Source organism: Mesorhizobium sp. B2-5-13, assembly GCF_006440535.1.
Classification (GTDB): domain Bacteria; phylum Pseudomonadota; class Alphaproteobacteria; order Rhizobiales; family Rhizobiaceae; genus Mesorhizobium; species Mesorhizobium salmacidum.
In genome coordinates this window covers 286,545-302,177 of the sequence record NZ_VFUI01000001.1, presented here as the reverse complement: position 1 = coordinate 302,177, position 15,633 = coordinate 286,545, and the positions used below count along the sequence as shown (strand labels likewise).

The following is a 15,633-nucleotide window of genomic DNA, read 5'->3' as shown; positions in this document are numbered from 1 at the left end:
CGGGCTAAACAGGACGCCATGTTGACCATAGGCAAGCGCGACGCAAGCGGCACGACCGCCTCGGGGGGTGACCACGACCCGCGCGTGGCGGTCGGCGAGGAAGGTGGCGTCCTCGGCTGCGCGTTCTCCGGAATCTGGACGACACGGACCGTGGCGCTGATCGACGCCGACATGCGCAAAATCGAGAAACGAAGCGGTTTCAAAACTTTGGCGCTTGATCTTTCAAAAATCGAGAAGATCGATACCGCCGGCGCCTGGCTGATTGACCGGCTGGTCAGCGCCTTCGAGAAGAAGAACGTCGAGGTCCGGCTGCAAGGCCAAAGCGAGATCGCCTCCATCCTGCTCGACGCGGTCGGCGAAGCTGTCCGGCGCGAACCCGAATCCGGACCGGCGCGGCCGCCCAACATTGTCATTCGGGCGCTGGAGGCGGTTGGCCGGCGCGTCTACGAGATGCGCGACGATTTCCTCGCTTCGATGAATATATTGGGCGCCACCATTCGCGGCGCGCAGATGAAGCTCGGCCGCGGCCATGCCGTCAACCCGGCGGCGATTTTCAACCAGATCGATCGCATGGGCGTCGGCGCAATCCCCGTGGTGGTGCTGATGTCGGCGATCGTCGGCGCCATCGTTGCCCAGCAGGGCGCTTATCAGCTCAGCTATTTCGGCGCCGATATCTTCGTCGTCGATCTCGTCGGCGTGCTGATCCTGCGCGAACTCGGCGTGCTGATGACGGCAATCATGATCGCCGGCCGCTCCGGCAGCGCGATCACCGCCGAAATCGGCTCGATGAAGATGCGCGAGGAGGTCGACGCGCTGAAGGTCATCGGCCTCAATCCGATCGGCGTCCTGGTCTTTCCGCGCCTTGTAGCGCTGGTGATCGCCTTGCCCTGCCTGACGATCATCGCCAATTTCGCCGCACTCGGCGGCGGCATTGTCGCTGCCTGGCTTTACTCCGATATCCCACCCGCTGCCTTCATCGACCGGTTGCGTGTCGCAATCGATCTCAGCACGATTTTCGCCGGGCTGATCAAGGCGCCGTTCATGGCCATGATCATCGGCACGATCGCCTCCGTCGAGGGCATGAAGGTCGGCGGCAGTGCCGAATCGCTCGGCCAGCACGTGACCGCTTCGGTGGTGAAGTCGATCTTCGTCGTCATCATCCTCGACGGGCTTTTCGCCATGTTCTACGCAGCGATCGAGTTCTGACAAGATGGCGAAGGGCAACGGGATAGAGGTGAAGGGCGTGGACGACAGTGAAATCGTCCTCTCGGTGCACGACGTCACCGTTGCCATTGACGACAAGCTGATCCTCGACAAGCTGTCGCTCGACATCACGCGCGGCGAGATACTGGGGTTCGTCGGAGCCTCGGGCGCCGGCAAGTCCGTGCTGTTGCGCACCATTCTCGGGCTGATGCCCAAGCAGTCGGGAACAATCAAACTGTTTGGCGTCGACGTCGACAAGGCAAGCGATATCGAGCGGCTACGCATCGACATGCGTCTTGGCGTACTGTTCCAGCATGGTGCGCTGTTTTCGGCGCTGACCGTGATGGAGAACGTGCAGGTGCCGATGCGCGAATATCTCGACCTGCCCCGGAAGCTGATGGACGAGCTGGCGCTGCTGAAGATCGAGCTGGTCGGCCTGCCGCCGGACGCGGCGCAGAAATTTCCCTCCGAGCTCTCCGGCGGCATGATCAAGCGTGCCGCGCTTGCCAGGGCGCTGGCGCTTGATCCGGACATCGTCTTTCTCGACGAGCCGACGTCGGGCCTCGATCCGATCAGCGCGGCCGAGTTCGACGAGCTCGTCGTCAAGCTGCGCGACACCATGGATCTGACCGTTTACATGGTGACCCACGACCTCGACACGCTGTTTACCGCTTGCGACCACGTGGCGGTGCTCGGCAAGAAAAAGGTGCTGGTCGAAGGCAGTATCGACGACATGCTGAAGAGCGAGGAACCGTGGGTGAAATCCTATTTCCGCGGAAAACGCGCCCGGCAACTTGATCTTGCCGCACGTGCATAGCCATAAGTGAAGCAATGGAAACCAGAGCCAACTACGTCATTGTCGGCATTTTCACGCTGGTTGCGATCCTGGCGGCTTTCGGCTTCGTCTATTGGACGGCCGCGATCGGCGACAGGGGCGAGACGACGCTGCTGCGGGTGCGCATTCCGGGCTCGGCTTCCGGTCTCGGCCGCGGCAGCTTCGTGCTGTTCAACGGCGTCAAGGTTGGTGACGTCAAGCGCGTATATATCGACGTCGACAATCCAACTGTTGCCATCGCCGACACCGAGATTGACCGGATGACGCCGATCACCAAGTCGACGCAGGCCGATATCGGCCTCGCCGGCCTCACCGGGCAGGCCAATATCGAGCTCAAGGGCGCCGATCCCAAGGAAGTGAAGCTGCTCGACCAGGCCGAAAAGGAAGGCAAGGTCGCCGAGATCGTCGCCAACCCTTCGGCCGTGACCAATCTGCTGCAGACGGCGCAGAACATCTTCACCCGCGCCGACAAGGTGCTGACGGAGCTGGAAGGCTTCACAAAGGATGTCCGCGGGCCGCTGACGCAGACCGTGCACAATGTGCAGACATTTTCCGATGCACTGGCCAGGAATTCCGAGGGCATCGACAAATTCCTGTCCGCCGTCAGCGCGCTGTCCGACGAGCTGAAAGGCGTTTCAGGAAAACTCGACGGCACGCTGAAGGCGGCGGAAGGCCTGCTCAATGCCGTCGATAAGGACAAGATCAAGAGCATCGTTTCCAACGTTGATACGGTGACAGGCAACCTCAAGGAAACCTCGCGGCAGCTCGACGGCGTGATCAAGAACGTCGATACGGCGGTGGGATCGGTCAACGACTTCGCCAAGCAGACGCAAGGCACGTTGGCCAAGGTCGATGGCGTGCTCGACGGCATCGACCCGGCACAGGTGCGCGAAGCGCTGGCTAACATCCAGAAGGCCAGCGACAGCGCCAACAAGGCGGCGGCCGACATCGCGGAGGTGACCGGCAAGATAGCCAATCGGGCTGACGACATCGACCAGACAATCAAGGACGCCAGGCACCTGGCGCAACGGCTTAACGACGCCTCGGTGCGGGTCGACGGTATCCTCGCCAAGGTCGACAAGCTGCTCGGCTCGGGCCAGGCCGACGGCGTGATGGCCGACGCAAGGGATACGCTGAAATCCTTCAAGCAGGTCGCCGATACGCTGAACGCCCGCCTTGGGGTCATTACCGACAATCTGGCGCGCTTCTCCGGCCAGGGGCTGCAGAATGTCGAGGCGCTGGTGCAGGACAGCCGTCGCTCGATCAATCGCATCGAGGAGGCGGTGACGGATCTCAGCCGCAATCCGCAGCGCATCCTTTCGGGTGGCGAAGGCGAGGTTCGGCAATTCGACGGCAGGGCGCGGCGTTGACTTCGGCGCCGGCCCGCAGCAAGAACATAGCTCGTGAATGCGGGTTGATCTTACGATCCGGGGACAACGGGGATCACGGGTGACGTTGAGTAGGCTTGGAACGGGCGGGTTGAAATCAGCCGCGGCGCTGCTTGTCCTGACGGTTACCGGTTGTGCGGTGCTGGGCGGCAAGCCGGCACCGCTCGACACGTTCGAACTGTCGGCGCCAATGGTCGACGCGCATGGCCATAGCCGCCGACAGATTCTGATCGCCCAGCCCTCAGCGCTGAAGGCGCTGGACAGCCAGAACATCGTCATCAAACCTTCCGACCGCTCGATCCAATATCTGAAGGGTGCGCAATGGGCTGACCGCCTGCCGCTGGTCGTGCAGGCGCGGTTGGCCGAGACGTTCCAGCGCTCGGGCAGCTTTGCCGGGGTGGGCAAACCGGGCGAGGGGCTGGCGATCGACTATCAGGTGATCGTCGAGGTTCGGTCCTTCGAGGTGCGCGTCGATGGCGGCGAACATGCCGAGGTCGACCTGTTCGTGCGCTTGCTCAACGATCGCAACGGCGAAGTGAAGGCTTCCAAGAGCTTCACCGCATCCGCGCCCGTATCGGGCAGCGGCAACCCCGCTTATGTCGGCGCTCTCGACGCAGCCTTCGGCGATGCCGCCAAGCAGATCGTCCGCTGGACGGATTCGGCGATCTGAGCGCCAGGCGCGCAGGGATTCAACCAAACTCTTTCGGGCTACAGACGTTCGAAGGCGTCCGGCCGCAGCTTTCCAGTCTTCATCAGGTGCTGCAGGGTGTAGGTCACGGACAGCGCGTCGTCCAGCGCGTCGTGCCCCTGCAATGGCGGGTGTTCGACGCCGTAGTAATCCGCAAGTTTGTTGCTCGGCGTCCTTGCCAAATCCTCGATCGGCATGCCGGCCGCGATCAGCAGCTTGACGGCGTTATCGAACCGGGTGGCCGGGATGGGCGGCTTGATACCCGCGACATAGCAACTGATGGCGATCATGTTCAGTTCGTCCTTGCCCCAGGACCAGAACCGAGCCCCATCTGAGAAACGATCGATGCCTGCAAGGGCATCTTCCAGCTCGATGCCCTCGGCTTCGATGATTTCTTCTGTGATGCCGGTCAGTCGGGTGAAGAACGGATCGAGCCCGTATCTCTCGCCAAATCGGTCGGTCGGCCTGATATAGGCGTTGTACGTGCCCAGCACGGCGAAGTCGCCTTCGAGGCCGAGCCTTGCCGCGCCGATCTGGGCGATGACCGGATCGGGGTCATGGGCCGCGCACCAGAATCTGCGTTGCGAGCCCTCAAGGCAGAGAAACTCGCAGTCGAAGATGATTGTCGTCTTCACAACTCAGGATCCGGTTCCGGAAAACGAGATAAAACCCGGATGCGTCTTCCGGATAGCGACGTCAGTCCCTTCAAGAAAAAAGGCGGGAGTCCCCCGCCTTTTTCGTTTTGGCTTGTCGACCGCCTAGTGCAGGCGGCCGCTGGCATGGGCCAGCATGGTGTAGACCTTGCCGGTGTCCGACGTGAGATAGGTCTGCGCCATGATGTTGTCGCGGTCATTGCGCGAGACATCCTTGAGCAGCTTCTCGAAATCGTCGCAATAGCGGTCGACGGCGGCGCGGAATTCGGCCTCCGCCTGGTATTTGCGGCGGATTTCGTCGAACGTCTGCTGCCCTTTCAGCGTGTAAAGCCTGCGCGTGAACACGTCACGCTCGCCACGCCGATAGCGGTTCCATAGCTCGATCGAGGCATCGTGGTCGATAGCCCGGGCGATATCGACGGACAGCGAGTTCAGCGATTCCACGACATGCAGCGGCGAACGCTGGGCAGGGGCCGGGCGCGGTGCTTCCGCAGGCGCCTGGGGGGCCGCCGGCCTGAGCTCGGCATCGTTCGACGCGGCGGTCAGCAGATCGCGCACCCAACCGCCTTGCGGCGCGCGGGCAGTGGCGTCGGCGGCACGCTGGCGCGGTGCCGCCTCCGCCGGACGCTCCAGATCGAGCGTGCCACGCAGTCCCGCGCCACCCAGCGGTGCCTGTGGCGGGCGCAGATCCGCCTGCGGCTGTGCCGGGGCACGACCGGGCGGCTCGGCGGCGCGTGCCGCCGGTGCCTGCGGCGCCGGGCGCAAGGGACGCGGTTCCGAGGAGTCGCCACCACGACCGGATTTCGCAACGATATCCGAAAGCTCCTTCAAGGCGTTGATCTGCTCGGAAACGGCGCGGCGGATGGCCGAGGTCGATTCCTTGGCCTCTTCCGGCATCTCGATGACGCCTTTCTTGAGCTCGGCGCGGGTGAGGTCGAGTTCGCTCTTGATCGAGCCCGCCGTGCGCCGCATCTCCTCGGTCGCATCGGCGAAGCGCTTGGTTGCCGACTCGACGACATCGGTGATGGCGTTGCGGATCTTGTCGGCCGATTCCAGCGTCTTGCCTTCGGCGTTCTGCAGCGTCTGGCCCACGAGGTTTTCGAAAGAACGCATGACCCTTTCGAGATCTTCCGACTTCTTGACCAGGCCGACGGCGAGATCCTCAAGCGACGACTGTCTTTCCAACGTGTGTTCGAGGTTGCTCTGGGCCGAGCTCAGGAGGTCGGAAGCGCCGGCGAGCAGACGGCTGTGTTCGTCGAACTTGGTGGCGATCGAGGCGACTTCGCGCAAGGTCGACGACGACAGTTCCGTCAGCCTTGTCGTGTTCGAATCGACCAGACGCGCCGAGCTGGCAAAGGTCTGTGCCGCCTTTTCGGTGGTCGCAGCGAAGCTTTGCGTACTGCCGGTCAGACGTTGGTCGACCTCGCCGAGGTTGACCGCGGCCTGCTCGATCAGCTGACCGAGCTGCGAGCTGGATTTGGTCATGCGGCCGATGAGATCGGCGACGCTGTCGGATAGCGAAGAACGGGCGCCTTCGACCGCCGACAAGGTTTCGGCGGTACGGTTGGCGAGCGCGTTGACCAGGGTCGCATTCTCGCTACGCAGCTTCTCGGTCGCGCGTTCGGTGACTTCTTCCATGCTCTTTTGCAGTTCCGAGCCGCCCTGGGCGAAGCGCTCGACCAAAGGCCGCGCGGTTTCGTCGAGGATCTTCGACATCTCGGCGGACCGCGCCGCGAGCATGGTGTTGAGCTCGCGGGTGTTGGCACCGATCGTCTTGGCGGCGTCGTTGGTGCTCTGGCCGATATGCTGGCCGACCGCGGTGAAGGTTTCCGCGATCACGTTGGCACGCGATACGAGTTGCGCCTCGGCGGTCGATACCTGCTCGTTGAGCCTCTGGCCCATCGTCTCGGCAGTGTTGGCGAGCCGGTTTTCGACGCCGGCGATCTGCTCTTCGACACGGGCGGCGGCGGCCGCCGCGCTCGACGCGAGACGCTCGTCGGCGCCGGCAAGCGCCTGCTCGATTTCGCGGGCATGCACGGCCAGTTCCTGGCCGGTCTGGCGCGCGCGATCGGCAACCCTCTGTTCGGTGCTTGCGAAGGCGCCGACAATGGTCTGCGCATGCTCGCCGATCGTCGAGGTGCTGTCGGCGATGCGCGAAACCAGGCGCTGGTCGGCGTCGTCGAAGATGCGGGCGATTTCGGACGCCCGGCTGGACAGCGCGCCCGAACCCTCTGCGATGCGCGAGACCAAATGCTGGTCGGCTGCATCGAAGATGCGGCCGAGGTCCGACGCGCGGGCGGCGAGCGCCTCGGCGGATTCGCCGATGCGCATGCCGAGCCGCTGGTCGGCGCTTTCGAAGTTGCGCAGGATGTCGCCGGCGCGGGCGGCCAGCGACTGCGCAGTTTCCACGGCCCGGGCGACGAGCTTCTGGTCGGCCGCGTCGAACGTGCCGGCAATCTCGCTTGCGCGGGCGGCCAGCTGATCGGCGGTCTCCTGGGCACGGGCGGCGAGCTTCTGGTCCGCCATGTCGAAGGTCCCTGCGATCTCGCCAGCGCGAGCGGCGAGCTGATCGGCGGTTTCATGGGCGCGGGCCAGCAGCGAGCTGGAGGTGTCGTCGGCGCGGGCGAGCAAGGCGTTCGACGTATCTTCCGCCCGGGCGTGCAGGCGACGGTCGGCCTCCTCGAAGGTGCGGGCGATGTCTTCGGCCCGTGCCAGCAGGGCGGCGGACGTCTGTTCGGCGCGCTCGGCGATCTTGCGATCGGCGTCACTGAAGGCGGCACCGGCCTGCTCGTGCAGCGTGCTGGTGACTTCCAGGACCTTTTCGCGCAAGGCGCCGGCGACGAAGACCGCGCTCTTCTCGAGTACGTTGCGGACGTTATCGACACCAGTCGACAGCGCGCGCTCCATGGTGCCGGCGCGTTCCTCGATGATGCCGGTCTGGCGGCTGAACGCCTGCTCGATCTTGTCGACATCGGCAGCAATCGCGGCGGAAATGTCCGTGCTCCTGGCCGCGATCTGGTCGATGTGGCCGGACAGCGAGCGATCGACGTCCTTGCGGGTCTCGGCGAGCTTGCCAAGATCGTCTTCCAGCGCGCGGCTGAGCATATTGCGGCCTTCGGACAACTTGCCGACATGTCCAGCGATGATGTCGTCGATATCGCCGCGGCTTTCGGCCAGCCTCTGCAGGTCGGCTTCGAGAGCGCGCTTGAGAATGTCGCGGCCCTCGGCGAGCTTCTCGACCTGGCCGGCGACCAGACCATCGATGCTGGATCGGCTCTCGGCCAGCTTGGCAAGATCGTCCTCCAGCGCCTTCGATAAGGTCGAACGCTCCTCGACAAGCCGTTCCGCGTGATTGTTGACGTGCCCGCTAACGGTCAGCAGGTCGGCCTCAAGCGCCTTCGAGAGTGTCGAACGCTCCTGGACAAGCCGGTCCGAATGGCTGTTGACAAGGCTGTTGACGGTTTCGAGATCAGCCTCCAGCGCACGGGCGAACTGGGAGCGATCGTCGACCAGTTTCTGGGACTGGTCGGCAACGGAGTTTCTGACCGTGTTGAGGTCGGCCTCCAATGCGCGGCGCAGAATGTCGCGACCTTCGGCCAGCTTCTCGACCTGGCCGGCAACCAGCCCGTCGATGCTGGAGCGGCTTTCGGCCAGCTTGGCGAGATCGTCCTCCAGCGCTTTCGACAAGGTCGAGCGATCCTGAACCAGCCTGTTCATGTGATCGGCGATAACGCTGTTCACATTCTGCAGATCGGCTTCCAGAACGCGCGAGAGCTGTCCGCGATCCTCGGCCAGTTTGTCCGACTGGCTCGATATGACGTTCTTGATCGTGTTGAGGTCGGATTCCAGCGCACGCTTGAGGATGTCGCGGCCCTCGGCCAGCTTCTCGACCTGGCCGGCGACCAGCCCGTCGATGCTGGAACGGCTTTCGGCCAGCTTGGCGAGGTCGGCTTCAAGCGTCTGCGACAGCAGGCTGCGGTCTTCTGCCAGACGCCCGGAATGGCTGTCGATCAGGCCGCGTATGCCCGACAGGTCGCTTTCGAGCGAACGGCCGAGCTGCGAGCGGTCTTCGGCAAGTTTTGCCGAATGCGCCTCGATGAGGTTCTTGATGCCGGCAATATCGTTTTCCAGTGCCTTGGCGAGCACCGCGCGGCCCTCGGCGATCTTCTCGACCTGGCCGGCGACAAGGCCGTCTATGTCGGCGCGGCTGTCGGACAGTTTGCCGAGATCAGCTTCCAGGGCGCGCGACAGGATGTTGCGGCCTTCAGCCAGCTTTCCGACATGTCCGGCGACCATTTCATCAATGATCGTGCGAGCTTGCACCAATTTACCAGAGTCTTCGTTGAGAGCCAGAGAGAGCCGGTTGCGGCCTTCTTCCAATCGTTCGAGATGACTGCCGAGCGACGCATCGATGGCGGCGCGCGATTCATTGACCTTGCGCAGGTCTTCTTCGAGCGCACGCGCTATCAGGCCGCGGCCTTCGGCCAGCTTCTGCACCTGGTTGGTCACGGCGGCATCGATGCCGGCGCGGCCCTCGGCGAATTTCTCCAGGTCCGCGTGCATGGCGGCCGCCATGCGCTCGCGGCTCTCGGAGAGCTTGCGGCTGTGGTTTTCGACGGCTTCCTCGATACCAACGCGCGCATCGGCAAGCCGCTGAATGTCGGCGTCGAAGGAGCGCGACACGACGTGGCGGGCTGCCTCCATGCGGCCGGCGAAATCGCTGGCGCGCGCTTCGAGCATGGATGAGGTCGAGGTGACGATGTCGGCCATGTCGGCGCCGATCTGGGTCTTGCCCTGATCGATCATGGCCGAAAGCGTGTCCTTGCTCTCGGCGAAGGTGTGGGCGATTTCACGCGCACGCTCGACCAGCGTCTCGTTGATCTGGCGGGCACGGGCCTCAAGCGCGGCATTGAGCTTCTGGGTGCCGGTATCCAGCGCCTCTGCGCGGGTCTGGAACTCGCTGATCAGCGCCTGGCCCCGTTCGGCCAAGGTGCGCTCGATGCCGTTGAGGCTGGCTTCGAACTCGGAATTGAGGGTGCGTGCGGCGCCGCCGAGCAGCGACACCATGCCGGTGGTGCGGTCGTCGAGCAGGTCGGTCAAGGAACGGGTCAAGCCGTCCGTGGTGTCCGTCAGCTTGGCGATACGGGTATCGAGCAGGCTGGCGAAAGCCTCGCCGGAGGTTGAAAGCCGGTCGGTGATGTTGTCGAGGCGGCCCTCCACGGAGTCGAAGATCGACATCGAGCTTTCGTTGATGCGGTCGATCAGCGTGTCGCCGGAATTGGTGATCGTCATCGACAGTTTGGTCGACGCATTGAGGATGCTGTCGCGGATGATGTCGCTTGCCGCGCCGATTTCATCGCGCAACGTCTCGTGCGCGCCGGAGATCGAGGCGCGGACGCGTTCGGCATGGGTGACCACCGCTTCGCGTTCGCTGCCCAGTCCGTCGACCAGCGACCTGATCCGGGTTTCGTTTTCCGAATAGGAGCGCTCGATCTGGTTGACCTCGCTGTGGACCAGCGTTTCCAGTTCGACGGCACGGGCAAGGGTGCGTTCGATGCCTTCGCCCATTGCGGCCACTTCGCGGCGGACGGCCTGGCCGATCATCATGACGCGATCCTGAGCCATGTTTTCCGGCTCGGTCAGGCGGAAGGCCACTTCCGTCATCGATTGCGCGGCGATGCGCATGTCCTGGGCGCGGCGAATCATCGCCGCGAACGCCCAGAACAGGATGACGGGCACGATTGCCGCGACGGCGAGGCCGATCAGTTCGGGGCGGGCAAAGAACTGGTCCAGCGTGCGTATCCGCCAGATGCTCGGTCCAAAAAGCAGGTTGGCCAATCCGCCGGCGCCGGCGATCCAGGCGAGCGAGACAAAGGCGATGACCCAGTAGATGGTGTTGGAGGCGCGCCTGTTCAGGCTGTGCAGAAGGGTCTTGTAATCTTTCTGGCGATCATCGTTGGCTGGGGCGAAGCCAGCGGGCTGGCCACCATTGCGCGTCTCCACCGGGCGAAGTTCGGCCGGCTTGGCCATTGGCGCGGGCTTGGCGCCCTGAGCCTGATTGACGACGGGCGCCGCCGGCTGCTGATTGCGTCCCTCGCGTGCCAGCTCGTCGGCGGCCTGGGATATCTGCGCTTCCAGATCTTCCATCGAAGCCGCGATATCGAGGTCGCCGCTGTCGGCATCGCCGCTCAAGTCGAGATCGAGTGCTTTTTCGAGTTCCCTGGCTACGTCGCTGTCGAGATTTCTGGTCGTCGTTGGTTTCTTCGCCATGCCTTCGCTACCCTGTACTAGCTGCCGCGGGGGCTTATAATTCTGTTTGTCTTACCCCCGCGCAGGAGGCTGAAAATGGACCCTCGTATCGTAATGACACAGGGGGGTAAAGAAAACATGCATTCCGCGGGATACGTAAAACTTTAAATATAAGGTTAACGCAACCGTGATTTGGGCGCCGCTTTCGCAACATTTTTCCCGGCCATTCATTAACCCGTTGTCCACTGGAATCGCCTAGTTTTTCAGGGCGGCCGAAGAAAATGGAGTCGAGTTCATGCGTGGCGAAAGCGGCATTGCCTCCTCAATGCCCGGGGGCGACGTATCGGGAACGAGGCAGTCCCGGCCGGTCGATTTGGCACACCTTGGCCGGCAAACGATGGGCGACCGCGCCCTCGAGCAAGAGGTGCTGGCGCTATTTGTACAGCAGGCACTATCGGTGCGCGACAAAATAGTCGATGCCGACATCAAGGACCGGCTTCTGCTGGCTCACGGCTTGAAAGGGTCGGCCCGCGGTGTGGGCGCCTTCGCCATCGCCGATTGCGCCACCGATATCGAGCGCCGGCCGGAGGATGTCCAGACCCTCAAGCGGCTCGGCGGGCTGATCGACGAAGTGCGCGACTTCATCGCCGCCATCAGTCGCTGATTCCGGTTTGCGACAAAAACGTCACGGAGCGCCGCTTTCGCGCGGCAGTTGACTTGTTTGCCGGAGTGATTATCTCGGGCGAAATTCCCTTTCGTCTCGGGCGAAACTCCCCTTCAGGTGACAAATGACCAAACTGACCTTCATCGCCCATGACGGCACACATTTCGACGTGGATGCCGAAAACGGTTCGACGGTCATGGAAAACGCCATCCGCAACGCCGTGCCGGGCATCGAGGCGGAGTGCGGCGGCGCCTGCGCCTGTGCGACCTGCCATGTCTATGTCGACGAGGCATGGACGGCTGAAGTCGGCGAGCCCGAGGCGATGGAAGAAGACATGCTGGACTTCGCCTATGAGGTCCAGCCGAACTCGCGCCTGTCGTGCCAGATCAAGGTGCGCGACGCTCTCGACGGCCTGATCGTGCGGGTTCCCGAACGTCAGGGCTGAAATCCAACATCGCGATTTTTCCCGCTGACGCTTGGCAGCGGGCCAACGGTCATGCAGTCTCGCCTGGACTTTCGCAGCGAGGCGCATCATGACCGGCATCATCAGCACAGACGTCCTCATTGTCGGGGCAGGGCCGGTCGGCCTGTTCGCGGTATTCGAGCTCGGCCTGTTGGACCTGAAGTGCCATCTGATCGACATTCTCGACAAGCCCGGCGGCCAATGCGCGGAACTCTATCCGGAAAAGCCGATCTACGACATTCCCGGCTGGCCCTCGATCTCGGCGCAAGGGCTCGTTGACAAGCTGCTCGAGCAGGTTGCGCCGTTCAAGCCCGACTTCACCTACAACCGCATGGTCTCCAGTCTCGAAAAGTTGGACGACGGCGGCTTTCGCGTGACCACCGACGAGAGCGAGGTGTTCGAGGCCAAGGTGGTGGTGATTGCCGCCGGCGGCGGCTCATTCCAGCCGAAGCGCCCGCCAATTCCCGGCATCGAAGCCTTTGAGGGCACGAGCGTCTTCTATTCGGTCCGCCGGATGGAGGATTTTCGCGGCCATGACCTGGTCATCGTGGGCGGCGGCGATTCGGCGCTTGACTGGACGCTGAACCTGCAGCCGGTGGCAAAGAGCGTGACGCTCGTTCATCGGCGGCCAGAGTTTCGCGCGGCGCCCGACAGCGTCAACAAGATGTACGCCATGCAGGAGATGAAGCAGCTGGAATTCAGGGTCGGCCAGGTGGCCGGACTTACCGGGGCCGAAGGCCAGCTGGCATCGGCCACGATCAAGGGCGGTCCGGATGGCGACATCGAGGTGCCTTGTACCCGCATGCTGCCGTTCTTCGGACTGACCATGAAGCTCGGCCCGATCGCGGAATGGGGGCTCGATCTCCACGAGAACCTGATCCCGGTCGACACCGAGAAGTTCCAAACATCGGTGCCCGGCATTTTCGCGGTGGGCGATATCAACTCGTATCCGGGCAAGCTGAAGCTGATCCTGTCGGGTTTCCACGAGGTGGCGCTGATGGCGCAGGCCGCCAAGCGCGTCATCAGCCCTGGCGAACGCATCGTATTCCAGTACACGACTTCGTCGACCAGCCTGCAGAAGAAGCTCGGCGTCTCGGGCTAATTATTCCGACAGGATCGGCGCCGGATCGTCGACGTGGCCTCGAAGTTCTTTCTCGGGCATCAGGGTCAGCGCGATGAGGCCCAGTCCCAGAGTGCCGGCCGCGACGAGGAAGATCATCGCGAAGGGTTCGGCCGATACGACATGTCCGGCCACCTCAACGCCTTCACCGGCCAGCGGCAATCCGAAGCCCAGAGCGACGGCGCCGAGCATCGCGACCCCCAATGCACTGCCCAGCGAACGCAGAAAGGTAAGCACCCCAGTCGCTACGCCGAGATGCATTCGGTCGACGGCGTTCTGCACGGATACGGTGGTTACCGGAAACGTCGTACCGGTTCCCAGCCCGATACAGATGGTCAGGACTTCGACGACAAGCAGCGATGAATGGCCGGCGACAAAGGCCAGCAGGCCCATGCAAAGGATGGCGAAGATGACGCCGACCATGGCGATGCGCTTGTAGTGGGTGAAGCGCGGTATCAGGCGGCCGCTGGACGCGGCGCCGCCCACGGTTCCAAGCAGTAGGCCAAGCATTGCAATGCCCGACTCGCTCGCCGTCAGGCCAAGTATCGATTGCAGATAGACAGGCAGATAGACGGCAAGGCCGACGCTGGCGGCCTGGAGCAGGAACATCGACAGAGTGCCGGCCAGGACGATCGGGTTGCTTAATACCTCAAGCGAAATGAGCGGTTCGCCCGCCCGCGTCAGCCGCAGGGCAAAGGCGCCCCAGAAAAGCGCGGAGCACGCCAGGACGCCAATGACTTCCGGCGATAACCAGGGATAGGCGCTGCCGCCCCAGTTCAGCGCCAGCAGCAACAGCGCCGTGGCGACGATGAGCAGCAATGCGCCGAGACCATCGATGCTGTGATTCTTGGCCGCGATCGGCAGCTTCTTGAGCGGCTTGTTGATGATCGCCATCGCAACAAAGCCCAGCGGGATGTTGATCCAGAAGATGAGGGACCAGTGCAGATGTTCAGCAAAAGTGCCGCCCAGCAGCGGCCCGGCGACGCTGGCAACGGCCCAGGTGCCGGAGAACCACGCCGCATAGCGCGCGCGCTCGCGCGGCGGGACAAGGTCTCCGACCACGGTCTGCGTCAGCGCGAAGAGGCCGCCGCCACCAGCCCCCTGGATCGCGCGCCCCAGGATAAGAACGAACATGTTGGGGGCCAGTGCGCTGACCAGCGATCCGGCGAGAAAGATGAGGATTGCCGCATAGACGGTCGGTCGCCGTCCATGGACGTCGGAAATCTTGCCGTAGAGCGGTGCCACGGCGGTTGCGGTCAAGAGGTAACCAGTGACGATCCATGGCAGGTATTCGGCATGGCCGAGCGAGCGCCCGATGGTCGGCATGGCGGGCGCGACGATGGTCTGGTCAAGGGCTGCCAGCAGCATCGACAGGAGGACGCCGCCGATGATAGCGTTCTTTTCGCTTTCGGTCAGCGGCGCGTTCGCCGCCGCGATGACCTGCTTGTCGACAGCCTGGTCCATAATTCTCGTCCATGCGCTTTGCGCTGCCGCATCGGGTCTGTCTGGTGCATCCGCGGTGCGATCGATCGTGATGCTCGTGCTTCCAGCTTGTGCGCGTAGCAACCCTGGATATGTCGTTCCGTATAGGCCTATTTCGACTAGTGCTCGAAAAAAATCGAAACTGGCACTACGCTTCCGCCCGGTTGGCTTGCATCCAGACCAACGGAAGCGGTGAGGAGATTCAGGTCGGCGGCGGCAATTGGCCACTTCCGATGCGTTCCATCCGGTAGCGCATCAGCCGCAGGATGCGGCTTTCGAAATTGGCGCCTTCGACAAGGTCAAACCGCAGCTGATCCTGATCGTGTCTGGCAAGCTCAACTGCCGTGATCTTGGCGGCCTTGGCCTTTGCCGCATCGCAATCCTTCTGCGGATAGCTTGCCTTCAACGCGTCTTCGAGTGCACGGCCGTGGTTCTTGGCGATCTCGACATGGCGGTCTTCATGGCGCTTGATGTCGGCCGACAATGTATCCCAGAACAGCCGCACGTCGGCATCGGCTTTGCGCGGCCGGCGCCATTCGGGGAGGATCACCTTGACCTTGACGGTCACGACCGCGTCGGCGATCCGGCAGGAGCCGGACTGGCTAGCGTAGCTGATGCGTGTCGTGAAGGCCATCTGGGTGGCGCCAGGGTGGCGCGATCCCGTGCTTTTGACCTGCGGCCCGTGTTTGGCGAGTTGCTGCTCGATATCCTCCAGCGTTCTGCCGCCGATGGCGAAATAGCTGTATGTCTTCACCAGATTGGCCGCATCCGCCGGAACGGCGGCGGTAAGCAGCAGTGCGCAGAGCAGGGATCGTGTCATCATGTTGCCTCTTCTGTCACCTTGCTTTACGGCCTTTGCCGACGCAACGGAACTGATCCGATGCGGAT

11 protein-coding genes are annotated in these 15,633 nt (G+C 63.2%); 7 read left to right on the top strand and 4 right to left on the bottom strand.

The window, feature by feature from the left end:
* Positions 1–18: 18 nt before the first annotated feature.
* From FJ434_RS01530 to FJ434_RS01515, 4 genes are read left to right on the top strand one after another with little or no spacing between them, the layout of a single operon-like run.
* Positions 19–1,206 carry an ABC transporter permease gene (locus tag FJ434_RS01530; protein WP_140503651.1) on the top strand — a complete coding sequence of 396 codons (1,188 nt, stop codon included), beginning with the start codon at positions 19–21 and terminating at the stop codon, positions 1,204–1,206.
* Between the two features lie 4 nt (positions 1,207–1,210).
* Positions 1,211–2,020: an ABC transporter ATP-binding protein gene (locus FJ434_RS01525; protein ID WP_140750120.1), complete on the top strand. Its 810-nt coding sequence runs from the start codon at positions 1,211–1,213 to the stop codon at positions 2,018–2,020.
* Between the two features lie 14 nt (positions 2,021–2,034).
* Entirely contained in the window at positions 2,035–3,408 is a 1,374-nt protein-coding gene (locus FJ434_RS01520; protein WP_027146358.1) for an MlaD family protein, read from the top strand.
* Positions 3,409–3,445: 37 nt separating this feature from the next.
* Positions 3,446–4,096: an ABC-type transport auxiliary lipoprotein family protein gene (locus FJ434_RS01515; protein WP_140503657.1), complete on the top strand. Its 651-nt coding sequence runs from the start codon at positions 3,446–3,448 to the stop codon at positions 4,094–4,096.
* 38 nt (positions 4,097–4,134) lie between these two features.
* Here FJ434_RS01515 and FJ434_RS01510 read toward each other — a convergent pair whose 3' ends face one another.
* Together FJ434_RS01510 and FJ434_RS01505 are read right to left on the bottom strand one after the other, a co-directional pair.
* A complete protein-coding gene (locus tag FJ434_RS01510) occupies positions 4,135–4,749 on the bottom strand; it encodes an exonuclease domain-containing protein (protein ID WP_140750122.1) in 615 nt (204 codons plus the stop codon).
* Between the two features lie 123 nt (positions 4,750–4,872).
* Positions 4,873–11,037 (bottom strand): kinesin, encoded by a 6,165-nt coding sequence (locus FJ434_RS01505; RefSeq protein ID WP_140750124.1) that lies wholly within the window; start codon positions 11,035–11,037, stop codon positions 4,873–4,875.
* Between the two features lie 274 nt (positions 11,038–11,311).
* On the opposite strand from FJ434_RS01505, the gene FJ434_RS01500 reads away from it, so the two are divergent.
* From FJ434_RS01500 to FJ434_RS01490, 3 genes are all read left to right on the top strand, one after another.
* The gene (locus tag FJ434_RS01500) at positions 11,312–11,680 is read left to right on the top strand and encodes an Hpt domain-containing protein (RefSeq protein WP_140750126.1); all 369 of its coding nucleotides are present in this window, start codon (positions 11,312–11,314) and stop codon (positions 11,678–11,680) included.
* A gap of 124 nt (positions 11,681–11,804) precedes the next feature.
* On the top strand, positions 11,805–12,125 hold the full coding sequence (locus tag FJ434_RS01495) for a 2Fe-2S iron-sulfur cluster-binding protein (protein WP_027144910.1): 321 nt from the start codon (positions 11,805–11,807) through the stop codon (positions 12,123–12,125).
* Positions 12,126–12,213: 88 nt separating this feature from the next.
* Positions 12,214–13,245, top strand: coding sequence for an NAD(P)/FAD-dependent oxidoreductase (locus FJ434_RS01490; RefSeq protein ID WP_140750128.1), 1,032 nt, complete (start codon positions 12,214–12,216; stop codon positions 13,243–13,245).
* Here the strand turns inward: FJ434_RS01490 and FJ434_RS01485 are convergent, their stop codons facing one another.
* Together FJ434_RS01485 and FJ434_RS01480 are read right to left on the bottom strand one after the other, a co-directional pair.
* Positions 13,246–14,727 carry an MDR family MFS transporter gene (locus FJ434_RS01485; protein WP_140750130.1) on the bottom strand — a complete coding sequence of 494 codons (1,482 nt, stop codon included), beginning with the start codon at positions 14,725–14,727 and terminating at the stop codon, positions 13,246–13,248. It lies immediately after the preceding gene.
* A 220-nt stretch (positions 14,728–14,947) separates the two neighbouring features.
* Positions 14,948–15,568, bottom strand: coding sequence for a DUF922 domain-containing protein (locus FJ434_RS01480; protein WP_181165999.1), 621 nt, complete (start codon positions 15,566–15,568; stop codon positions 14,948–14,950).
* Positions 15,569–15,633: the final 65 nt, after the last annotated feature.

Excerpts from the sequence above, each read along its gene's own strand:
- FJ434_RS01530 (WP_140503651.1), top strand. The coding sequence starts at position 19 with ATGTTGACCATAGGCAAGCGCGACGCAAGCGGCACGACCGCCTCGGGG.
- FJ434_RS01525 (WP_140750120.1), top strand. The coding sequence starts at position 1,211 with ATGGCGAAGGGCAACGGGATAGAGGTGAAGGGCGTGGACGACAGTGAA.
- FJ434_RS01520 (WP_027146358.1), top strand. The coding sequence starts at position 2,035 with ATGGAAACCAGAGCCAACTACGTCATTGTCGGCATTTTCACGCTGGTT.
- FJ434_RS01515 (WP_140503657.1), top strand. The coding sequence starts at position 3,446 with ATGCGGGTTGATCTTACGATCCGGGGACAACGGGGATCACGGGTGACG.
- FJ434_RS01505 (WP_140750124.1), bottom strand. The coding sequence starts at position 11,037 with ATGGCGAAGAAACCAACGACGACCAGAAATCTCGACAGCGACGTAGCC.
- FJ434_RS01500 (WP_140750126.1), top strand. The coding sequence starts at position 11,312 with ATGCGTGGCGAAAGCGGCATTGCCTCCTCAATGCCCGGGGGCGACGTA.
- FJ434_RS01495 (WP_027144910.1), top strand. The coding sequence starts at position 11,805 with ATGACCAAACTGACCTTCATCGCCCATGACGGCACACATTTCGACGTG.
- FJ434_RS01490 (WP_140750128.1), top strand. The coding sequence starts at position 12,214 with ATGACCGGCATCATCAGCACAGACGTCCTCATTGTCGGGGCAGGGCCG.
- FJ434_RS01485 (WP_140750130.1), bottom strand. The coding sequence starts at position 14,727 with ATGGACCAGGCTGTCGACAAGCAGGTCATCGCGGCGGCGAACGCGCCG.
- FJ434_RS01480 (WP_181165999.1), bottom strand. The coding sequence starts at position 15,568 with ATGATGACACGATCCCTGCTCTGCGCACTGCTGCTTACCGCCGCCGTT.